Below are 23,541 nucleotides of genomic sequence, written 5' to 3' on the forward strand. Positions count from 1 at the left end.
ACCTATTTAAGTTAATTTTAAACAGTTGCTGGATTTGTTGATTTACGTAATTTATCGACAGAATTAACTAACACACTTAAGGCTTCTTTAACTTCATCTTCTTTACGCGTCTTCAAACCGCAATCTGGATTTACCCAGAATAATGAACGATCTATTTCTTGTAATGCTCTGTTAATTGCAGCTGTAATTTCTGATTCAGTTGGAATTCTTGGACTGTGAATATCGTATACACCTAAACCAATACCTAAATCATAAGTAATATCTTCAAAATCTTGAATCAAATCACCATGGCTACGAGAAGTTTCAATAGAAATAACATCCGCATCTAAATCATAGATTGCATGAATAATTTGACCGAATTGAGAATAGCACATATGCGTGTGAATTTGTGTTTCATCAGCGACTGAAGATGTTGAGAGTTTGAATGAACGAACGGCTTTATCTAGATAGTCTGCATGGTATTCTGAACGAAGTGGTAAGCCTTCTCTTAATGCTGGCTCATCAACTTGTATGATTTGAATACCTTCACTTTCAAGCGCTAATACTTCTTCATTAATTGCTAATGCAATTTGGTCTTGAACCTCTTCACGTGGTAAGTCAACACGTTCAAATGACCAGTTTAAAATAGTGACAGGACCAGTAAGCATACCTTTAACTGGTTTATCAGTTAAACTTTGTGCGTATAATGTTTCTTTGACAGTAAGTGGCTCTGTCCATTTAACATCACCATAAATAACAGGTGGTTTAACCGCACGTGAACCGTATGATTGTACCCAGCCATATTTTGTAACTAGGAAACCTTGAAGTTTTTCACCAAAGAACTCTACCATGTCGTTACGTTCAAATTCACCATGTACCAGAACATCTAAACCGATATCTTCTTGAATTTTTATCCAACGTGCAATTTCATTTTTTAGAAATGTTTTATATGCTTCATCAGTGATACGGTTATTTTTCCAATCAGCACGGTATTTACGTACTTCTTGAGATTGTGGGAATGAACCAATCGTAGTTGTTGGTAAATCAGGTAAATTTAGGCGTGCGTCTTGTGCTTTTTTACGTTCTTTAAATGCTGATTGTCTAGAAGTTCTGACGCTATCAAAGTCGTATTCAAGATTTTTAAATGATTGGTTTTGAAAGCGTTCATAGCGGGCTTTCAATTCATTGTATTTTTGATCATCGTCTTTGTTGAATAAACGTTTTAACGCATCGAGTTCATCTAGTTTTTCAGTAGCAAAACTTAATCCTTCTGCAATAGAAGTATCAAGTGTTTCATCATCAAGTGATACTGGAACGTGTAATAATGAAGATGAAGGTTGAATGACAAGGTCATCTGTATAATTTTGTAATGTTTCGATAAGCTCTTTTTTAGCTTCTATATCAGCAGCCCATACATTACGACCATCAATAATACCTGCATAGAGTGTCTTCGTACGATCAAATTGGCCGTCTTCAATTTGTTTAAGATTAAAGCCGTGGTCGTGTACGAAATCTAGACCGATACCTCTGATTGGTAGGCTGTTTAAGAATGATAAGTTTACGCGTTCAAAGTAAGTTTGAACGACTAGGTAATCACCTAAGTTTGCTTCAGAAAAATAATTATATGCCGTTTTTGTGATGTCTTCGTAATCTACGCTATCGTCCGTAACAAGTGCAGGTTCATCAATTTGAATATACTCTGCGCCTGCATCAACGAGTGATTGTAAGACTTCTTTATATAATGGCAATAATGTTTGTACTTTTTCTTCAAATGATTGGTCGCCACCTTTAGATAACTTAACAAACGTAATTGGACCAACGATCACAGGGTGTGCGTTGACGTTTAATGATTTTGCATAGTTAAAGCGTTCTAATAATACATTTTTATTTAATTTTGGTTCAGCATTGTCCCATTCAGGTACAATATAATGATAATTTGTGTTGAACCATTTAATTAAGGCACTTGCAACATCTTCTTTGTTACCTCTGGCAATATCAAATAGTAAGTCATCATCGATATCTCTACCTTGGAAACGTTCAGGAATGATATTGAAAAGTAATGATGTATCAAGAATATGGTCATATAAAGAAAAGTCGCCAACCGGAATACTAGATAAATTATAATTTTTTTGTAGTAATAAATTCTCTTTGTGCAAATCTGTTAATTGTTGATGTAATGTTTCTAAATCATATTTATTTGCCCAGTAGCCCTCGATGGCTTTTTTCCATTCTCTCTTTCTACCTAATCTCGGAAAACCTAAGTTTGATGTTTGAATTGTCATAATATTGCCTCCTGTTTAGTTGAAGTAATTGATTTTGAATAATTTGCAAGTTCCAGTGTATAATCGACCTTTTGGAATGGTGTAATTAAATACAAGCCATTAAAATATTCATGCACTGTGTCGATCAATGCTTTTGATAATTCAATGCTCAATGATTTTGTTTTTGCTTTATCATCTTTAACAGCTTCAAATTGTTCGAGAATGTCTTCTGACAATTTAATGCCTGGTACTTCATTGTGTAAAAATAATGCGTTGTTATAACTAGTGACAGGCATAATGCCAATAAACAATGGCACATCTAAATGTTTGGTTGCTTCATAGACTTCTTTAATTTTCTCTTTGCTATAGACCGGTTGGGTTATAAAGTAGTGGGTACCACTTTCTAATTTTTTCTCTAACCGTCGTACAGCACCGTCTAATTTTCTTACATTTGGATCAAATGCCCCTGCGATGTTGAAGTTCGTCTGCGTCTTCAGCGCATCACCGTCTGTGTTAATACCTTGATTGAAGCGTAAAGCAATTTCAGTTAACCCTTTAGAATTCACATCGTATACATTGGTTGCGCCTGGAAGGTGCCCAATCTTTGAAGGATCACCTGTAATGGTCAAAATTTCATTAATACCTAAGAGTGATAGGCCAAGTAAATGTGATTGTAAGCCAATCAAATTGCGATCACGACAAGTGATATGGACTAAAGGTTCGATGTCATATTGTTGTTTAATGATACTCGCTGCGGCAACATTACTGATTCTTACTGTGGCTAACGAATTATCAGCTAAGGTTACGGCATCAATCTTGGCATCGTCGAGTTTTTTGATATTTCTGAAAAATAAGTCTGTGTCAAGATGTTTCGGTGTATCTAGTTCAACGATAATTGTAGGTCTGTGTTTAACCTTTGATGTTAGATTTTGTTTTTGTGTTGGTTTCTCCGAATGACCCGTATATTTAGCGATAGGAATGACATTTTTTTGGTTTACCGGTTTTAAATCTGAGACCGATGATTTGATGTATTGAATATGCTCAGGTGTCGTGCCACAACAGCCGCCAATTAAACGAACGCCTTCATTGATGAGTTGCTCAGCTACTTTTCCAAAATAAGCTGCATTATCACTATATTTAAATTGACTATTTTCAATATCTAATAAGCTTGCGTTTGGATAACATGATAGATAAGCACCATCGGGCAATTCAATATGTGAAAACGATTGTTGCATATGGTGGGGACCGTGATGACAATTCAGTCCAACAATATCAGCACCGCTCTTAACAACTTGTTGCAAGGCTGTATTGATTTCAGTACCATTTCTTAAATAGTTTGTATTTAAAGCCGTGAGTTGAGCAATAATCGGAATATCATATTTACGTTTAGTAGCTTTGATAATGGTTGTAAGCTCTTCTAAATCGTAATATGTTTCAAATAGAATGCCATCAACACCTGCATCGATTAATGTCTCAATTTGTATTTCTGTATGATATTGAATCGATGATAATTCTAAATCTTCTTGTTTGATACCCCTGAATCCACCTACTGTGCCTAAAATAAAGGTGTCGTCGTTTGCAGCTTGTTTAGCAATTTCTACTGCTGCGTAGTGAATGTCTTTAACTTTATGCTCAAGACCAAAAGGTTTTAACTTTTCAAAATTAGCACCATACGTATTGGTTTGAATAATATCGGCACCAGCGTCTATATAAGAACGATGAATGCGCGCCACTTTATCTGGATGTGTAATATTATAGGCTTCTGGGCATGTATCTAGACCTTCTGAATATAGAATGGTTCCAATCGCACCATCAGCTACTAATATGTTGTGCTTTAGTTTGTCGAGTAGTTGACTCATTGAAGGCCTCCTTAAATGCATAATTTAGATCAGAGATTAATTCATCTGCAGTTTCTAATCCAACGCTTAATCTAAATAATCCAAAAGTGATATTTCTGGCTTCTCTTACTTCTTTAGGTACAGCTGCATGTGACATCGTAGCAGGGTGTGAAAGTATTGTTTCAACACCACCTAAGCTGACGGAAACTAAAGGTAAGGAAAGGGCATCTACAAAATCTTGCGCTTTTGTCTCATCTTTTAAGCGGAAACCTAATACAGCACCGCCATGACTTGCTTGAGATAAATGTAAATCGCTATTTCCAGGGTAATAGACTTCTGCAATTTCATCACGTTGTGCTAGATACTCATAAAGTTTTTTAGTGTTTTCAACTGATTGATTAAAACGTACAGGTAATGTTTTTAAGTGTTTAGCCAGTGTCCAACTATCTTGAGCAGATAGGGCAGTACCTGTACCGTTTTGTAATAAATATAATGCATCGGCAATCGTTTGATCGTTTGTTATTGCTACGCCTGCAATAATATCAGTATGTCCACTTAAGAATTTGGTAGCACTATGCACGACAATATCAGCGCCTAGAGCTAAGGGTGATTGTCCTAGTGGTGTCATAAACGTATTGTCTACGGCGAGTTTGAGATGATGTTTTTTAGCAATATCGGCTGCGCCTCTAATGTCTGTAATTTTAAACAGTGGATTAGAAGGTGTTTCAATATATATCAGTTTAGTATTATCTTGAATAGCCTCTTCAATTTCATTTAAATGCGTCGTATCAATAGTTGAAAATTGTATATTAAAACGAGTTAGAATTTGTTCTGTTAATCTAAACGTACCTCCATAAACATCATCAGGTAAGATGACATGATCACCTGCATTTAAAGTTAATAACACAGCTGAAATGGCTGCGATACCTGATGCGTATGCAAAGGCATGACTTCCGCCTTCCAATTTAGCTAATTTTTCTTCTAATAAGGCACGGTTTGGATTACCACTTCTGGCATAATCATATTGTGCACCGCCGCCAAGCGTTTTTTGATGGAAAGTTGAAGAATCATATAAAGGAGGATTTGCAGAATCGTAATCTACACCTCTATGTGAATCGAATATTACTTCAGTTTCTTTTGATAAACTCATGAAATCACTCCTTGTTTAGATTTTTCTAATGCTTGAATAATGTCTTGTTCGATATCTTCATAGTCTTCGATACCGATGGATAACCTAATCAAATATTCATCGATGCCCCGTTTGTCTTTCTCTGCGTCTGGCATATCTACATGTGTTTGTGTATATGGAAATGTGATAAATGTTTCTGTACCACCAAGACTTTCTGCAAAAATACAGACGTTTAAATGTTCTAAGAATTTATCCACTTTATAATCTTTATTTAAACGTAAACTCAACATACCTGTACGTCCGCTATAAAGCACTTTGTCGATGGCCTCTAAGTCACTACATCGTTCTGAGAGTAATTTCGCATTATATTCTGAACGATCCATTCTCAAATGGAGTGTCTTTAAACCACGTTGGAGTAGGTAGCTATCGAATGGTGACAAAGTAGCACCAATCATGTTGTGTAACTGTCCTAATTGTTCTGCAAGTTGATTATCTTTAACGGTTACCACACCAGCAAGTACGTCGTTATGTCCGCCAATATATTTTGTAGCTGAATGTAAGACGATATCTGCACCATCTTCTAATGGCGTAGAAAGGTATGGTGTTAAAAATGTATTATCTATAATAGTTAATAAATTAAATTTTTTGCTTAAGATATAGAACGGGTCTACATCTACTTCAATCATTTGTGGGTTTGAGATTGGTTCAATGAACAATGCTTTAGTATGTTCTGTAATACTTTGTTCCACTTCTTCATAATTGAGGAAGTCAACATATTTGAAATGGATACCATACTGTTGTTCATAAAAATCGAAAAGTCTAAAGGTACCACCATATAAATCGAAAGATACCAATATTTCGTCACCAGATTTGAACAGATTACATATTAATTGAATAGCAGACATGCCACTTGATGTTGCAAATGAAGCTGTGCCGTGTTCCAATTTGGCAAATGCCTCTTCAAATGCTGAGCGTGTTGGGTTCTTAGTTCGTGTGTAATCATATCCTGTTGACTCACCGAGATGTGGGTGTTGATATGCTGTTGATAAGTAAATTGGATTGGCTATGGCGCCTGTATGATCATGTGACAATGCGATTTGTGCTAGTTCAGTATTTTTCATAATTGTTAACCTCCTTGTAAAAATAAAAAAAGCTCCCGTCCTTTAAACCCGAAAATTCGGATGTAAAGGACGAAAGCTTAGCTCGCGGTACCACCTTTGTTTGTTACATTATCACTAAAGTAACCTTATCCAGTACGCTAAATTGTTGTATATGTAACGTTGACTGAATCGTGTTATCATTTTTCGTAAATAAAAAACCCATTCTATAAATAAAATGAGTATTAACGAGAAGATAACGTGTGGAATAATCCAGTACGCCATTTAACAAAATGTTAATACTGTAGCGCTATAACGGGCGCGCCCGTTGATACCTCATATTGGCATCAACACTCAAAGGCCATTTTCAAACTTTCTTTCTGTATCTTCTTTCAGCGTTACGAAGACTCTCTGTGTCAGCAGTGTAAGTTCTACTTTCCTTGTTACTGTGTTTCTATTATTTCGAATTTGATATACCCAAGATTACACATTAAAATTACTTTTGTCAACAACTTATCTGAAAATTTCGATTAAACTAATTATTTGTCCTATATTCTTTGGTAGATGAGTGATGATATAATAGGCACATCTAATAATAAATCAAATTAAACGAGCTAGAGAAAATAGAAAGTAGGTGTTTGACAATCGAAAATCATCAAGATGAGCAATTAACCATAGAAGATAACGAAAATATTCAAAAAATAGCTATGACTACTGTTAAGGCAAATCCATATCAACCACGTAAAACATTTGATGAGGAACGATTAAATGATCTTGCCAAATCAATTAAACTTCACGGCATATTACAACCCATCGTTTTGAGAAAAACGATTTCTGGCTATCATATCGTTGTCGGCGAAAGGCGATTTCGTGCTGCAACAATTGCGGGATTGACTGAAATACCTGCGATTGTTAAATCACTTACGGATGAAGATATGATGGAACTTGCAATCATTGAAAATTTACAGCGTGAGGATTTAAATGCAATTGAAGAAGCGGAAAGTTATCGTAAATTGATGGATGACTTAAATTTAACGCAGCAAGATGTTGCGCAACGTCTAAGTAAATCTAGACCTTACATTGCGAATATGTTGCGTTTATTAAACTTGCCACAGACTGTTTCAAATATGGTGAGAGATGGTGCGTTATCAAGCGCTCATGGCCGCACATTATTAAGTGTTAAGGACAAACAAAAAATGCAACAAATTGCCAAACAAGCTTCCCGTGAGGCATGGAGTGTAAGAGAATTAGAACATTATGTCACTACACATTATAGTGATAATAAAGATAAAGTAGAGGCTACACAAAAGGCAACAAAACCAAAGTTTATTAGACAACAAGAACGTCAACTTAAAGCGCAATATGGTGCAAATGTAGCTATTTCCACTAAAAATAAAAAAGGCCAAATTACGTTTGAATTTAAATCAGAGGATGAATTTAAACGATTAATTCATCAGTTAAATGCTAAATATCAGCATGATGAATAAAAATTTAAAAGAGGTATGACTATGATATTTGTTTTTGATATAGATGGCACGATTTGTTTTAATGGCAAATTTATAGAATCACGGTTAAATCAAGTGATACAGCAATTGAATCGGCAACACGATATCATATTTGCGTCAGCACGACCTATACGTGATTTGTTACCAGTTGTTAGAGATTACAGTAATCATTGGCTCATTGGTGGAAATGGCTCTATTATTTCAAAAGTTGGAGAAATTCAAACCATGGCTTATATCCCGAATGATTTATTTGAAAAGATTGTGAAGTTAATCAGCGATTATGATTTAAAATATATTATCGATGGAGATTTTGACTATGCTGCTAACGTAAGTGAAAGCCATCCAATTTATAGACAATTAGATCCAGATGGTTTAGCAAAGAATGTGAAGGTTGCTCATATTCAACATCCAATTAAGGTGATTCTATTCGCGACTGAGGAAAAAACATTTAAAGCACTTAAACAATGGTTTCAAAGTTACGAGGATGTATTATCAATCCATATACACGAAGTGGATCATAGCATAGATATTACAGCCATAAACATTAATAAGCACTCTACCTTAAAGTACATGATTGGTGCACAAAACTATATTGCTTTTGGAAATGATGTGAACGATACGCAATTATTAAACCATGCCCAACAATCTTTTTATGTGACTGGCACATCAGGCTGCTCTGAGGCTTATGATGTGTATATTCAAAATAATGCTGAATCCGTAGCAACAGTCATAGAAGATTTATACTTAAGTGAAAAATAAGAATAAAAAACCACGCTAAAAAGTAGTGAAGTACAGACTTTTTAGCGTGGTTTTAGTTGACTAATCATAGTGGATTAAAGTTTTAGATCATACAATATACGATTTCAATTTATAAAATGTGAGCAAATCAATACATACCAAAGAATTTGAATTTATACTTTTTTTAATTAGTTAACATTTTGTGAACTATGCATTTAGAAAATGTTTGAATTAATTGTTAATGATTGTAAGTTATATTATTTCGTACAATAATAGTGGTGAGAAGTAATTAGGAGGTATAATATGTTAACAGAAAGAGAAATTCAAACAATTAGAGATACAGTGCCATTACTTAAAGAAAAAGGACAAACTATTACGAAAATTTTCTATAAAAGGTTATTTGAAGTGCATCCAGAATTAAAAAATGTATTTAACCAAACAAATCAAAAAAAGGGACTGCAATCATCAGCACTTGCTATGGCAGTACTGGCAGCAGCGGAAAACATTGAAGATTTAACACCTATCGTACCAGCAATAATGCCTGTAGTTTATAAACATTGTGCTTTACAAGTGCAACCGGAACATTATGATATTGTTGGAGAAAATTTAATTTGGGCAATCCAAGAAGTGACAGGTTTAGAAAATAATGATCCTATTATTCAAACATGGATAAAAGCTTATGGAGCTATCGCTGATGCCTTTATTGGCTTAGAAAAAGATATTTATAAACAAATGGCATGGGAAGGTTTTAAACCATTTGAAGTTACAAATATCACTGAGGAGACAGAACTTATTAAATCATTTACTGTCACATCAAATCGCATTGATTTAAGTCAATTTATACCAGGACAATATATAACTGTAGATATTTCTAGTGAAAAATTACCTTATCGTGCAAAAAGACACTATTCCATAGTTGATGGAGATGAAAGTTACTTAACATTTGGTGTAAGAAGAGATGTTACTGAAACGCACGAAGGTGAAGTTTCTACTGTGTTACACGATGAAGTAACTGAAGGTGACATTTTAAATATATCTGCACCAGTAGGTGGATTTAAATTAGAAAATATAGAAAACAAACAATTATTTTTGGGTTCAGGTGTAGGGGTTACACCGCTTGTCTCAATGTTTAATGAAGCCGTTAACATAGGTACACCAGCTATTTTCTTACAATCAACATCTAACGCACAAAATGTTGCTTTTGAAGAAAAATTAACTACAATTGCAAATCAATCAGACCATGCCCAGTTTGATATTCATTTTCGTGATGAAGATGGTTTTATCGAATCAGAACAACTGCGTCAATATGTGGACAATGAGACGGAGATCTATGTGTGTGGCGGTAACTCATTCTTAAAAGCAATGATTGCTGAATTACAAACATTAGGTATTTCTATGAATCATGTTCATTTTGAAACATTTATACCAAGACTCAGTTTTTCAGTATAATATAAAAGGATTAAAGATTTAAGGTATTAGAGATTTAATCATTTTTGCAACGCAGGTATATAACATCAAATTAAATATTTGATGTTATATACCTGCGCTTTTTGTTTCTAGATTAGAATTATTATTAAAATTTAAAAAATTTTTAAAAAAATTTAAAACATGATAACCATAGGCTTTAGGGCGATTTGAAAGTAACTAGATTATTATGACTATTGTGTGAAAATAATTATTATAAAACGTTTTAACTTCGCTTTTTAAAGCGGTTTCAATGGTGTATTTTGTCAAAAAATTAATATAATTATTTTAATAAACACAAACTTGACATAAAAAATTTCAATGAGTAAAGTGTGTAGCATAATTATTTTCAAATAATTCAAAAAACGAAGTATAACTTGAATTTAAGTAAGCGTACATTAGAAGAAAAGGGGTGGACCCGTTAATGTCAGAAACAAAAATTACGTATGATGATTTCAATCCACACGCTTTTGAAACACTGGATATCACTGATGAAACTAAAGGTGCACGTGAAGTGATTAGATGGGCTTACGATGTATATGGTGATTCTATTATTTATTCATGTAGTTTCGGTGCAGAAGGCATGATTTTAATTGATTTAATTTCTAGTGTGAAGAAAGATGCGGAAATTGTATTTTTAGATACGAATCTCCACTTTCAAGAGACATACGATTTGATAGACCGTGTTAAAGCACGTTATCCGGAATTAAACATTAAGCTTAAACAACCGAGTCTTACTTTAGAAGAACAAGCGGATCAAGTTGCGCCAGCTTTATGGAAACAAGATCCAAATCAATGTTGTTATATTCGTAAAATTAAACCGCTTGAAGAAGTGCTATCTGGGGCGACAGCTTGGGTTTCAGGTTTAAGAAGAGAACAATCACCGAGTCGACAGGCAACTAATTTTATTAATAAAGATGAACGATTCAAATCAGTAAAAGTGTGTCCTCTGATTCATTGGACTTGGGATGATGTGTGGGATTATATTAAAGCGCATGATTTACATTATAACGAACTACATGATTTCAATTTTCCAAGTATTGGTTGTATTCCATGTACTGAGGCCGTTTCTGGTAATGGTGATTCAAGAGCAGGTAGATGGACGAATTCTACTAAGACGGAATGTGGTCTACATACGACGAATAAACCATAAATTAAGTAGATTCTTTTTTTTACACTAATAACCTAGTATTCGTATCGGAAATATAATGAATGTTGTAGAAGATATAAAATTCGATTGCTATATCGTTGATATGGCAAGAAATGAAATTGATTAAACCTATTTAGACAATAATTATAATTTATCAAATAAATATCGGGGTGAATGCATTGTGAATTTATCAGTATCAAATAGTCCTTTTGACCAAGAACAAGCAGCACAGTTAAATCAAATTTTTCAGACGTTAACTGCTGAACAGCAAATATGGTTAACCGGTTACCTTACAGCGCAACAAGGGGCTGTAGCACAAACAACTGAGGCGCCACAACAGGTGGCAGAATATGTTTTAAATAATGAATCCGAAAGCCAAACAAACAACGATCGTCACATTACCGTAGTTTATGGTTCAGAAACAGGTAATGCACAAAGTTTAGCTGAAATATTTGCAGATCGACTGGTCGAACATAATTACACTGTTAAGTTAACGGCAATGGATGAAATTAAACAAAAGGAATTTAAAAAAGTGGAGGATTTATTTGTCATTACTGCCACGCACGGTGAAGGTGATCCGCCAGACAATGCACTTACATTTCATGAATTTATACATAGTCGTAAGGCACCAAAATTAGAAAATGTAAGGTTCTCCGTGCTTGCATTAGGAGACGAGTCATACGAGTATTTCTGCCAAACAGGTAAAGACTTCGATGCAAAATTATTAGAATTAGGTGCTGAACGCCTTACGGATAGACAAGATTGTGATTTAGATTTTGATGATTTAGCTGAAAAGTGGATGAATAAGAATATTGAAATTCTAAATCAATCTACAGGTCATGGTTCAACGGTGACTTCTACTGAAACAGTACAATCTGCCAAAGAAAAACGTTACTCAAAATCGAATCCTTACAAAGCTGAAGTGTTAGAGAATATCAATCTGAATGGTCGAGGTTCTAACAAAGAAGTTAGACATGTTGAATTGCTATTAGATAATTACGGTGAATCATTTGAACCTGGAGACTGCGTGGTAGTCTTACCTCAAAATGAACCAGAAATTGTGACACTACTGATTGAGACACTGGGTTGGGATAAAGATATTGAAATTCCAATCAATGATGATGGCGATACATTGCCATTGGAAAAAGCGTTAACTGAACACTTTGAGATTACTAAGCTGACGAAACCATTACTTCAAAAAGCAGCGGAGTTATTTGGCAATACGGAGTTACTTAGTCAAATAGACAATGCAGAATGGATACAACAATATGTTGATGGTCGCGATGTCATAGATTTATTAATAGAATTTCCAACTTCAGAACTGAAGCCAGAAACATTTTATAAATTACTAAGGAAATTGCCAGCAAGAGAATATTCTATCGCTAGTAGTTATGAGGCCACACCAGATGAAGTGAATATAACCGTTGGCGCCGTTCGATATGAAGCGCACGAACGCACGCGTAAAGGTGTGTGCTCTGTCCAACTAGCAGAACGGATTCAACCTGGAGACACATTACCGATTTACCTTAAAAAAAATCCAAACTTTAAGTTTCCATTTGATGAAGAAACGCCAGTCATTATGATAGGGCCAGGCACAGGCGTAGCACCATTTAGAGCTTATATGCAAGAACGTGAAGAGCTTGGGTTATCTGGCAATACGTGGTTGTTTTTCGGAGAACAATATTTTACTACAGACTTTTTATATCAAACAGAATGGCAGGCATGGCTGAAAGATGAAACATTAGCTAAACTGGATCTCGCTTTTTCACGAGATACAGAAGAAAAAATTTATGTTCAGCATCGTATTGCCCAACAAAGTGAGCTATTTTATCAATGGCTACAAGATGGTGCAGCAATATATGTTTGCGGTGATGAAAAACACATGGCAAAAGATGTACATGACACCATTCGTAGTGTTATAGAGCAAGAAGGTGACATGTCAGAAGCAGATGCAGAAGCCTATCTTACTCAAATGAAACAAGAAAAACGTTACCAAAGAGATGTTTACTAAGAAAGGAATGATTACATGGCTGAAACAAAAGTCAATTTTTCAGACAAACTGGATGAAATGGAACGTATCAAAGCACATAGTGATTATCTTCGAGGATCGATTGTTCAAGGTTTGGCAGATAGAGTAACAGGCGCTATCGCAGAAGAAGATACGAAACTTTTAAAATTCCATGGTAGTTACATGCAAGATGATAGAGATATACGTGATGAACGTAGAAGACAAAAGCTAGAACCTGCGTATAGCTTCATGATTAGAGTGCGTGCGCCAGGAGGTGCATCAACAGCAGAGCAATGGATAGCGATGGACGATATTGCTAATACATATGCGAACGGCACAATCAAACTAACTACAAGACAGGCATTTCAATTTCACGGTATTTTAAAACGCAATTTAAAACAAACGATGAAAGATATTAACCAGTCCTTATTAGATACACTTGCGGCTTGTGGTGATGTGAATCGTAACGTTATGTGTAACCCTAATCCATATCAATCGGATGTGCACAGTGAAATTAATCAAATTGCCAGTGATATTAGTAGACATTTATCGCCGAAAACACAAGCCTATCATGAGATTTGGTTAGACGGAGAAAAAGTCTTAGATACTAGCGATGAAGAACCAGAGCCAATTTATGGCAAAACATATCTTCCTCGTAAATTTAAGATTGGTATCGCAGTACCCCCATCTAATGATATAGATGTTTATTCTCAAGATATTGGATTAATCGCTATTTTAGAAAATGAACAACTTGTTGGCTTTAATGTCGCTGTAGGTGGCGGTATGGGTATGAAACATGGTAATACAGCAACCTATCCACAAGTTGGCAGATTGATTGGTTACATTCCTAAGGAAGAAGTCGTCGATGTATGTGAAAAGATTTTAACGGTTCAAAGAGATTATGGTAATCGTGAAGAACGTACGAATGCACGCTTTAAATATACAGTAGATAGACTTGGCGTTGATTGGATTAGAAATGAAATCAACAATCGCTTAGGTTGGCAATTAGAAAACAAGCGTCCTTATCATTTTGAACATAATGGTGATCGCTATGGGTGGACTGAAGGTAGTGGTAAATGGCACTATACACTCTTTGTTCAAAACGGACGTGTAAAAGATACGGAAGATTATAAATTAAAAACGGCATTAAGAACGATTGCAGAAGTTCACACAGGTGATTTTAGGTTAACACCGAATCAAAACCTTGTGATTGCGAATGTAGCTGCACATAAAAAGAATGAAATTGAAAAAATTATCACAGATTTTGGTATTACAGATGGTCAACATTATACAGGTTTAAGACGTAATTCTATGGCTTGTGTTGCTTTCCCAACATGTGGACTGGCGATGGCAGAGTCAGAGAGATATTTACCATCGTTGATTACGAAGATTGAAGATTTACTTGATGAAGCAGGTCTAAAAGAAGAAGAAATTACGATTAGAATGACAGGTTGTCCAAATGGCTGTGCAAGACCAGCGTTAGCAGAAGTTGCATTTATTGGAAAAGGTCCAGGTAAATACAATATGTATTTAGGCGGTGGCTTTATAGGTGATAGATTAAACAAAATCTACAAAGAAAATATCGGTGAAGCAGAAATTTTAGAAAGTTTAAGACCTATTTTATTACAGTATGCAAAAGAAAGAACAGAAGGCGAACATTTTGGTGATTTCGTTGTACGTGCTGGCATCGTTGAAGAAGTAAGAGATGGGCAAACATTCCATAGTTAAAAATTGAGAAAGTGGTGACAGGATGGGGAAAGTATTTTTAGTAGGCGCAGGGCCTGGAGACCCTGATCTAATTACAGTTAAAGGGTTAAAAGCAATTGAACAAGCAGATGTCATCTTGTATGACCGATTGGTGAACAAGGCGTTGTTAAATCATGCATCGCCTTCAGCGAAATTTATGTATTGTGGGAAAGATCCGAATCGTCATTCATTACCACAAGAAGATACGAATAAATTACTCGTCAATCTAGCAAAGAAAGGACAAACCATCACAAGATTAAAGGGTGGAGATCCATTTATCTTTGGTAGAGGTGGAGAAGAAGCAGAGATATTAGCCGAACATCATATACCATTCGAAATCGTTCCTGGCATCACTTCAGGTGTTGCAGCACCAGCATATGCAGGTATTCCAGTAACACATCGTGACTATAGTTCATCTGTTGCATTTGTAACAGGTGTGATTAATAAAAATATAGATAAAGAAAGTTACTGGAAACATCTTGCACTTGGGCCGGAAACGCTATGTATTTATATGGGTGTTAAAAAATTACCTGAAATTAGTGAATTATTGATGAAACATGGTCGTTCATCTGAGACACCTGTCGCTTTAGTTCATCTGGGAACATCTGAATTTCAAAAAACTGTGGTAGGTACATTATCAAATATTGTCGAAGTAGCAAAGGATATTGAAAATCCAGCGATGATTGTTGTCGGAGAAGTAGTCAAACTAAGAGAACGTATTAGTTGGTTTGAAGAAATGCCTGTTGAATCAGCAGTAGCGAAATTAACATATCAATAGAAAGTAAAATAGGTGAGTTTATCGCTATAAATAAGGAGGGGTAACTATGCGAGGTGTCTTATATGTGAGTCATGGTAGTAGGGTTCCAGATGCAGTGAACGAAGCGACAGACTTTATTGATTTAGTCAAAGCGCAGGTCAATGTGCCATTACAGGAAACATGTTTTTTAGAATTAACCAGTCCGAATTTGGCACAAGGATTTCAGCGTCTAGTAGATAAAGGTGCGACAGAGATTTCAGTTGTGCCAGTGTTGTTATTAAGTGCAGGGCATTACTACAAAGATATTCCAGCAGAAATTGAACATAGTCAGCAAAGATACCCTAATGTACATGTGTCCTATGGCAGACCGTTAGGCGTACAACCGAGACTGACTGAGATATTAAAGCAGAGAATTGAAGAATCTGGCGTGACGCCTAATTCGGATGCAAAAGTGCTCATTATCGGTAGAGGCAGCTATAATCCCCAAACACAAATAGACATTTCTACGATCAAGACACAGTTGTATGAACAAACTGAAATTGAAGATATCGAGACTTGCTACTTAGCAGCTTGTAAGCCTGCATTCAAAGATGCACTAAACAGCGCAGTACAAACGGAATGTTCCCAAATATATATTGTGCCTTATTTATGGTTTACAGGTATTTTAGATCAACAAATCATTGATACGGTTACAGAATATCAAAATGATAAAGAGATTATATTGTGTAAACGATTGGGTAAACATCAACATTTACAAGATGCATTGAAAGCACGTGTTGAAGAGACTTTTGAATATGTGACACAGTAATTCATTTTAACAAGGAAGTGATGGTATGCCATTCATACCACTTATGATAGATATTTCTAATAAACGCGTCGTGATTGTGGGCGGTGGACAGGTTGCTGAACGCCGTATTGCCACATTAGTTAACTATACAACCCATATTAAAGTTATTAGTCCTTCACTTACAGTTGCACTATATCACCGCTACGAACAGGGTGAGATGAGTTGGTGTGCTAAAGCATTTGAAGTAAATGATATCGCGGAAGCAGATTTAATCATTGCTGCCACGAATGATAACCGCGTAAATCAACAAATCGCTGCTTCTAAACCGCAACACGCATTACTAAACATGACGTCTAAAGCACATACTGGTGATGTTGTATTTCCAAGCATATTAAGAAGAGGGCGATTAACGCTGAGTATTTCTACGAATGGTGCAAGCCCAACGCTCACTGCACAAATTTTAGAAGAGTTTAAAGCACGTTTCGATCTCAGTTATGAAGCGTATGTGGATTTTTTATATGAATGCAGACAGCATATCAAACGAAGTAATTTAACGACGCAAGAAAAACAAGATTTTTTGAAACATGTGTTAGATCCATCCTATAGAGATAAAAATAAACAAATCAAAATGATAAAGAAACTTGAATCACTAAACTAAAGTCGGAAGGGGCACGACAAATGCATAAATTATTTATCTTTGCACTTGCAGGATTCCTCGCTCAACTCATTGATGGATCACTAGGCATGGGCTTTGGTGCTTCATCATCATCAATATTACTCACATTTGGTATCGCACCAGCAATTGCATCCGCGACAATACATTTTTCAGAAATTGCAACAACGGCTGCTTCTGGTACCTCACATCTGAAATTTGAAAATGTACATAAACCTACCATGATTAAGTTAGCAATACCAGGTGCGATTACATCATTTATTGGCGCAGCGTTTTTAAGTCATATACATAGTGACTTGATTAAACCTTTTATAGCAATATTTCTATTAACAATGGGCATATATATTTTATATCAATTTTTATATAAACGTCATCAAACAGTTGTTAAAGATCCTTCGACGATCGGACGTTATGCCATGATTCCGCAAGGCGCAGTTGCAGGATTTTTAGATGCCATTGGTGGTGGCGGCTGGGGCCCAGTCAACACACCTTTATTATTAGCACAGAAAAAGCTAGAACCGAGATATGCCATAGGTACAGTATCTGCAAGTGAATTTTTTGTCACTATTTCAGCATCCATCAGTTTCATTATCTTCTTGGGATGGAGCCAGATTAACTGGGGGTTAGTGATTGCGCTAAGTATTGGTGGTTTGATTGCTGCACCTTTTGCAGCATGGTTAGTTAAAATTTTGCCGATGAATATATTAGCAGTCTGTGTCGGTGGGATGATTATTTTTACAAATAGCAGTTCACTAATTAGTGTTTTTCAATTAAATGCAACAACTTCCATAGTGATAAAAATTGCAGTCATACTGCTTTGGATAGGCTTAATTATTTTCGCTTTATATCAAAATAAAAAGCTACCCATAGATTTTTCTAAAAAGAAAGTGAATGTTAACGCAAATGAGATAGATTAAAAGGAGTGAATCAATATGGCATTAACAAAAGAGATTATTGAAAATACGATTCAACCACATGGTGGTACATTAATTAATAGAGAAGTTAACGCTGAGCTGAAGGAAACAATGTTGGAAGTATCGCATTCCATGCCAGCCATTACACTGAACCCTTGGAGTTTATCAGATTTAGAACTGATTGGCATTGGTGGTTTTAGTCCCCTTACAGGTTTTATGAATGAAGCGGATTATAATGAAGTCGTTGAAAATCTCCATTTGAAAAACGGTCTAGTGTGGAGTATACCGATTACGTTGCCGGTTACGGAAGATAAAGCAAATGAGCTTGAAATCGGTGAAAGCATTGCGTTATATGGTGAAGATAATCATTTATATGGTGTGCTTGAACTTGAGGAAAAATATACCTATGACAAGGAGAAAGAAGCAGCATTCGTTTATGGTACTACGGATATTGAACATCCAGGTGTATTGAAGGTATATGAAAAAGGCAGTGTCTATCTTGCTGGACCCATTCACCTAGTAGATCGACCGAAACATGATGAATTTGTCGATTATCATTTGGACCCATCTGAGACGAGACAATTGTTTTATGACTTAAATTGGAAAACGGTTGTTGGGTTTCAAACGCGTAATCCTGTACACCGTGCACATGAATATATTCAAAAAGCAGCTTTAGAATCTGTAGATGGTTTATTACTGAATCCTTTAGTAGGTGAAACAAAATCAGATGATATTCCTGCAGCCGTTCGCATGGAAAGTTATGAAGTGATATTAAAAAATTATTACCCGGAAAATAGAACGAGATTAGTTATTTATCCAGCTGCGATGCGTTATGCAGGTCCACGTGAAGCGATATTACATGCCACAGTACGAAAAAATTATGGTTGCACGCATTTTATTGTAGGACGTGATCACGCGGGTGTCGGTGATTATTATGGAACTTACGATGCGCAAACACTCATCGCACAATATGAAGATGAATTGGGCATACAAATTTTGAAATTTGAACATGCTTTTTACTGCAATGTTTGTGAAAATATGGCAACAGCCAAAACATGTCCACACGATGCTTCAGAACATTTACATTTGAGTGGCACGAAAGTTCGTGAAAAATTAAAAAACGGAGAGTCCTTGCCGAAAGCTTTTTCAAGACCAGAGGTAGCGGATGTACTTATCAAAGGATTACAAGAAAAATAAGATCAAAGGAGTTTGAACATGGCCACTTCAAATCATATTACATGGCATGAATCAGCAGTTACGAAAGTAGAAAGACAACAACGTAATCAACATCGCAGTGTTGTCATCTGGTTTACGGGTTTATCAGGTTCTGGTAAATCTACGATATCAGTAGCATTAGAAAAAGCATTATATCAACAACAAGTACATACGTACCGACTAGATGGAGATAATGTCAGACATGGCTTAAATAACAATCTTGGCTTTAGTCCGGAAGATCGAAAAGAGAATATACGTCGTATTGGCGAAGTAAGTAAACTCATGGTCGATGCAGGATTAATTACGATTACAGCGTTTATATCGCCCTATCAAGCTGACCGAGATGAAGTACGAAACTTATTAGACGACAAAGAATTTATCGAAATATACACGTCTTGTAGTATAGAAACGTGTGAATCTAGAGATCCTAAAGGATTGTATCAAAAAGCAAGAAACGGAGAAATTAAAGGATTTACTGGAATCAATGCGCCTTATGAAGAGCCCAATAATCCAGAAATTATTATAGATACAGAGCAAGACAGTATTGAAACAGCTGTTAATCAAATTATTGACTATTTAAAAGTACATGACTATCTTGATGTGAAACCAGTATAGGTTAAGCATTGATGTTTGGGAGAACGTGATAGAGATGTGCGAAATAACTGATGCATACAGAAGGTCAACATGTGAATCGTACGCAAAGGGGCATTGATATGGGCATTTTAAATATAATTGCATATTGTTTGATTATAATTTTTGTACTCGTCGTGGTTTTAGGTGTTTGGCTTGTAAATAAAGGACAAGATAGAAAATATTTTTTGACTGAATTGAAAATTGTTGTCACGCTACTCATTATGAGTTTTGTTGGTTTAGGTATTTCACTAGTCATATTAGGTTACTTAGGTGAAATATGATGTCTATTTTTAATCAATGTTATCAAGCTATGTAGATAATGTTTATTGTATAATAATGGGGAAGTGATACATCAACCCCAGAAAAAGAAGCGCTCAGGTGATTTAATTCAATGGATCTGAGCGCTTCTTCTTTATTTAATTTTTCGTATGGTTGGCTCACTTTCTAAGGATCCAGCTTCAGTCTGAGGTCTTTAGCTTGTCCTGTTCCTTCAAGCGTCTCGCCCAAAATACATTGTATTTATATGACTATACATCATCAGACACTGCTTTTTGGTTATACTTAATTTAAAATGAGTTGATTAAAAATGATGGCTCAACGTTATGTCGACATGTAATTTGAGTCGTAGCAAAGTTAAATGCATCATGATATAGTAAATAGATAAATTTTAAACATAATCAAATGTAGGTAGAGGTAGGTTCTAAGCATGAATAAGTCCATAGAAGAAATTGCCAAGGTTGAATTACATTGTCACCTAGACGGTTCAACAAGTGTAGAATTGATTAGACAACTTGCAGATGAACAAGGTGTTAACTTAGATGAATCAAAATTATTTGTCAGTAGTCAGTGTGATAGTTTAGATGACTATTTACAGTGTTTTGATGAAATATTAAAAGTACTTCAGACAAAAGATAGTTTGAAACGTGCGGTTGTAGATGTTGCCAAGCAAGCATATAACGATAATGTGAAATATATTGAAATTCGTTTCGCACCATTATTTCATATGGATCAAGGGTTAACGATGACAGAGGTGTTGGAAGCAGTAGAGTTAGGTGTTAATGAAGCGGTTAATACATTAGGGATAGGCGTTAATTTGTTAGTATGTGCGATGCGACAACATCATACTGAACAAAACCAAGCACTTTTTGATTTTATTCATCAACATCATCATGAAGCAATTTGTGGCATTGACTTTGCAGGTCCTGAAGTAGGATTTCCTACTGAAGCGATTGAAGATACAATAAAATATGGCTTAGATAAAGGTTTCAATCTTACGTTACACGCTGGAGAGTGCGGTTGTATGCATAATGTGATAGAAGGTATTAAATTAGGCTCGAAACGTATTGGACATGGTGTTGCTATAAATCAAGATAAACAATCATTGCAGTTTGTTAAAGAAAATGACGTACTCTTAGAGATGTGTCCAAAAAGTAATATTCAAACCAAGGCCATTACAGGGTTAGAAGCATTAAATTTACCTTATTTGCTAGAACAAGATATACCTTTTTTAATTAATACAGATAATAGAACCGTTACACAGACATCATTAAATGAAGAATATACTTTACTTATAGAAAATGAAATGATGACATTAGAACAAGTCAAATATATTAATGAAAGAGCAGTAGACTATGCATTTTTAAGTGACGAAGAGAGAAAGCAGTTACACTTAAAAATGTAAAAATTATTTAAAACCCGAAGCAATAAATATACTAGCATGTTGATTCATAAAAAGATGATCACCAGCATAAAATGTATGAGCCTGTGTTTGTGATAACCCTATTTGAGCAAAGGTTTCTAGAATATCAGATTGCTTAAAGCCATTGTAAACTTTTGGATGCTGAACATTTTCATTTTTATCAAAATCAACTAAAATCAGCATGCCTCCTGGATTGAGGTGCGTGTAAAGTTTATCCAATAAAGCTTTATAGTCACCACTATGAAGTAAGACTAAAGATAAGAAAATGACATCATAGGTTGATTGGTTTAATGGATGATCATCAGCCAAAATATCGCCGACAAGTGTTTGAATAGAAGTCTTTTCTAATGCTGATATTTTTTCATCAAAAATATTTACCATTTGAGTTGAGGCATCCATAAGTGTGACTTGTTCAAAGTGATGATCTATATTTAATGTTACGAGTCCAGTGCCACCACCATAATCTAATAACGAATGGTAAGTTGTATGATTGAGCAATTGATTTGTTGCTTGGGCAATGATTTGTGCTAGGTGAATTCTGTCAGGGTGGTCATACTTGTGGGCCATTTGTTCAAACTGGTCTTTATTCAAGGTAAAACTCCTTTAGTATTATAATAGTTATTGTAGATACTTTAAGTCTTTAATTGATTTTAGCATAAGACCATGCAAGGATACAAATCGTTTTATTCAAAATCATATACATTATAAATATTATGATTTTATCATATTAATATTTATAAGCCTAAAGTAGGATTGAGTAAATTGAAAATACTTGGTTTACTTATTATATAGAAGAATGCGTTATGGAAGGAATAGTCAACGTGAATAATTATTTAAAAATGACGGTAGGCAGTCTGTGTCTCATTATGCTAATTATATGCATTGCGTTTAACTTAACGGAAAATATGGATGCTAGCATATATCAATTACTACATCGTACGATGTCTTCAGAGATAATCGTTCAATATTTAACAATGATTTCAACAGTATTTTCACCTATTGCCTGTTTATGTATGGTGTTAATCATATTACTAGGTTTACTGATTTATGATAGATTTAAATGTGTTTGGTATGGATTTTGGTGTTTTAGTGTCTTTGCTATTGGAACATTTTTAAAATATGCTATCCAACGTCCAAGACCGAGTGCGATCATCGACGGTTATAGTTTTCCTAGTATGCATGTTTTAAGTGTATGTATCTTAGTTAGTTTGATTGTATTATTAGCGAAACATAAGGCTGTCATCTTTATAGGCGCGATATTAATCTTATCGATTATGATATCTAGAATTTATTTACAAGCACATTATTTCACAGATACGATAGCTAGTTTATGTGTATTGTATATATTAATACAAACACTATATATTGAATTTGAAACTAAAGGTATTTTTAGTGTGATTTTTAAAAAAAGTAATAACACTTGAATTTTAAATTGCTTGATATATAATAGAAATATAAGTAAATGAAAGCTATAACTCATTACTTTGTGAAGAAGGTGAGTCAAATAGAATCACATAAAAAAGAACAACAATTTTCAAATTTAATTCGTTCTTATCGTAAACAACATGTAGGTAAAGGGCCTGAGAAAGTACAAGTTTCGTTTAAAGGGAAACTGGGCTATTGCCTATATGACGGACGCGTTAAGTAAAGTTGAACAGTTTTATTTAGGCGATAAACAAAATGAAGTCATGCTTCACTATAACCGCACTGAAAAGATAAAACAGTTATACAGCGATATTAAATTAGATGAAATTGGAAACGCTCGTTGGAGCTAAATTTGTTAAATTATTTACAGATATTGATTTAGCCGATGATGAGGTTGTATCAATATTTGTATTCGATAAATCAATTGAATAAATACGGAATGGTGTAAGGTACTCGGTGCTATTTGCTAACTACGTTTTGAATGATTCATTCAAGGAGGTGGTATGTGCAAATCGTATCGAGT

At 35.0% G+C, this 23,541-nt stretch carries 20 protein-coding genes, 1 pseudogene and 1 other annotated feature; of the genes and pseudogenes, 16 read left to right on the forward strand and 5 right to left on the reverse strand.

Annotation, left to right across the window (positions count from 1 at the left end):
• Positions 1-17 precede the first annotated feature (17 nt).
• From metE to L987_RS12590, 4 genes are read right to left on the reverse strand one after another with little or no spacing between them, the layout of a single operon-like run.
• Positions 18-2,264, reverse strand: coding sequence for a 5-methyltetrahydropteroyltriglutamate--homocysteine S-methyltransferase (gene metE / locus L987_RS12575; protein ID WP_156105220.1), 2,247 nt, complete (start codon positions 2,262-2,264; stop codon positions 18-20).
• A complete protein-coding gene (locus tag L987_RS12580; RefSeq protein ID WP_047505146.1) occupies positions 2,258-4,099 on the reverse strand; it encodes a bifunctional homocysteine S-methyltransferase/methylenetetrahydrofolate reductase in 1,842 nt (613 codons plus the stop codon). Before L987_RS12580 ends, metE begins: the two co-directional genes overlap by 7 nt.
• Positions 4,053-5,228 carry a cystathionine beta-lyase MetC gene (metC, locus tag L987_RS12585; protein WP_002484348.1) on the reverse strand — a complete coding sequence of 392 codons (1,176 nt, stop codon included), beginning with the start codon at positions 5,226-5,228 and terminating at the stop codon, positions 4,053-4,055. Before metC ends, L987_RS12580 begins: the two co-directional genes overlap by 47 nt.
• Positions 5,225-6,328, reverse strand: a complete 1,104-nt coding sequence (locus L987_RS12590; protein ID WP_002484347.1) for a PLP-dependent transferase — start codon at positions 6,326-6,328, stop codon at positions 5,225-5,227. The genes metC and L987_RS12590 overlap by 4 nt, the downstream gene beginning before the upstream one ends.
• 62 nt (positions 6,329-6,390) lie before the next feature.
• Positions 6,391-6,760 (reverse strand) — a binding site (T-box leader).
• Positions 6,761-6,942: 182 nt separating this feature from the next.
• On the opposite strand from L987_RS12590, the gene L987_RS12595 reads away from it, so the two are divergent.
• From L987_RS12595 to add, 14 genes are all read left to right on the forward strand, one after another.
• Positions 6,943-7,791, forward strand: a complete 849-nt coding sequence (locus tag L987_RS12595) for a ParB/RepB/Spo0J family partition protein (RefSeq protein ID WP_011304002.1) — start codon at positions 6,943-6,945, stop codon at positions 7,789-7,791.
• 21 nt (positions 7,792-7,812) lie between these two features.
• The gene (locus L987_RS12600; RefSeq protein ID WP_047505150.1) at positions 7,813-8,568 is read left to right on the forward strand and encodes an HAD hydrolase family protein; all 756 of its coding nucleotides are present in this window, start codon (positions 7,813-7,815) and stop codon (positions 8,566-8,568) included.
• A 282-nt stretch (positions 8,569-8,850) separates the two neighbouring features.
• Positions 8,851-9,996 carry a globin domain-containing protein gene (locus tag L987_RS12605; protein ID WP_047505153.1) on the forward strand — a complete coding sequence of 382 codons (1,146 nt, stop codon included), beginning with the start codon at positions 8,851-8,853 and terminating at the stop codon, positions 9,994-9,996.
• 439 nt (positions 9,997-10,435) lie between these two features.
• The gene (locus tag L987_RS12610; RefSeq protein WP_002484343.1) at positions 10,436-11,164 is read left to right on the forward strand and encodes a phosphoadenylyl-sulfate reductase; all 729 of its coding nucleotides are present in this window, start codon (positions 10,436-10,438) and stop codon (positions 11,162-11,164) included.
• 178 nt (positions 11,165-11,342) lie between these two features.
• Positions 11,343-13,172: an assimilatory sulfite reductase (NADPH) flavoprotein subunit gene (locus tag L987_RS12615; RefSeq protein WP_047505159.1), complete on the forward strand. Its 1,830-nt coding sequence runs from the start codon at positions 11,343-11,345 to the stop codon at positions 13,170-13,172.
• 15 nt (positions 13,173-13,187) lie between these two features.
• On the forward strand, positions 13,188-14,897 hold the full coding sequence (locus L987_RS12620) for an NADPH-dependent assimilatory sulfite reductase hemoprotein subunit (protein ID WP_047505162.1): 1,710 nt from the start codon (positions 13,188-13,190) through the stop codon (positions 14,895-14,897).
• A gap of 22 nt (positions 14,898-14,919) precedes the next feature.
• Positions 14,920-15,693 (forward strand): uroporphyrinogen-III C-methyltransferase, encoded by a 774-nt coding sequence (cobA, locus tag L987_RS12625; protein ID WP_011303997.1) that lies wholly within the window; start codon positions 14,920-14,922, stop codon positions 15,691-15,693.
• 46 nt (positions 15,694-15,739) lie between these two features.
• Entirely contained in the window at positions 15,740-16,480 is a 741-nt protein-coding gene (locus L987_RS12630) for a sirohydrochlorin chelatase (RefSeq protein WP_047505165.1), read from the forward strand.
• A gap of 43 nt (positions 16,481-16,523) precedes the next feature.
• A complete protein-coding gene (locus L987_RS12635) occupies positions 16,524-17,117 on the forward strand; it encodes an NAD(P)-binding protein (protein ID WP_231097708.1) in 594 nt (197 codons plus the stop codon).
• A 20-nt stretch (positions 17,118-17,137) separates the two neighbouring features.
• Positions 17,138-18,049: a sulfite exporter TauE/SafE family protein gene (locus tag L987_RS12640; RefSeq protein ID WP_047505171.1), complete on the forward strand. Its 912-nt coding sequence runs from the start codon at positions 17,138-17,140 to the stop codon at positions 18,047-18,049.
• Positions 18,050-18,064: 15 nt separating this feature from the next.
• Positions 18,065-19,243: a sulfate adenylyltransferase gene (gene sat / locus L987_RS12645; protein WP_011303993.1), complete on the forward strand. Its 1,179-nt coding sequence runs from the start codon at positions 18,065-18,067 to the stop codon at positions 19,241-19,243.
• Between the two features lie 18 nt (positions 19,244-19,261).
• Positions 19,262-19,876, forward strand: coding sequence for an adenylyl-sulfate kinase (cysC, locus tag L987_RS12650; RefSeq protein ID WP_011303992.1), 615 nt, complete (start codon positions 19,262-19,264; stop codon positions 19,874-19,876).
• A 50-nt stretch (positions 19,877-19,926) separates the two neighbouring features.
• Positions 19,927-20,175 carry a hypothetical protein gene (locus tag L987_RS12655; protein WP_231097707.1) on the forward strand — a complete coding sequence of 83 codons (249 nt, stop codon included), beginning with the start codon at positions 19,927-19,929 and terminating at the stop codon, positions 20,173-20,175.
• 425 nt (positions 20,176-20,600) lie between these two features.
• Positions 20,601-21,575, forward strand: coding sequence for an adenosine deaminase (gene add / locus L987_RS12660; RefSeq protein WP_047505174.1), 975 nt, complete (start codon positions 20,601-20,603; stop codon positions 21,573-21,575).
• A 3-nt stretch (positions 21,576-21,578) separates the two neighbouring features.
• Here add and L987_RS12665 read toward each other — a convergent pair whose 3' ends face one another.
• A complete protein-coding gene (locus L987_RS12665; RefSeq protein WP_047505177.1) occupies positions 21,579-22,184 on the reverse strand; it encodes a class I SAM-dependent methyltransferase in 606 nt (201 codons plus the stop codon).
• A gap of 212 nt (positions 22,185-22,396) precedes the next feature.
• Here L987_RS12665 and L987_RS12670 point away from each other — a divergent pair, with 212 nt between their 5' ends.
• Both L987_RS12670 and L987_RS13830 read left to right on the forward strand, forming a co-directional pair.
• Positions 22,397-23,017 (forward strand): phosphatase PAP2 family protein, encoded by a 621-nt coding sequence (locus L987_RS12670; RefSeq protein ID WP_047505180.1) that lies wholly within the window; start codon positions 22,397-22,399, stop codon positions 23,015-23,017.
• Between the two features lie 38 nt (positions 23,018-23,055).
• Positions 23,056-23,450 (forward strand): annotated as a pseudogene (locus tag L987_RS13830) (DUF2294 domain-containing protein).
• Positions 23,451-23,541: the final 91 nt, after the last annotated feature.

Source organism: Staphylococcus sp. ZWU0021, from assembly GCF_000798895.1.
GTDB classification, from domain to species: domain Bacteria; phylum Bacillota; class Bacilli; order Staphylococcales; family Staphylococcaceae; genus Staphylococcus; species Staphylococcus saprophyticus.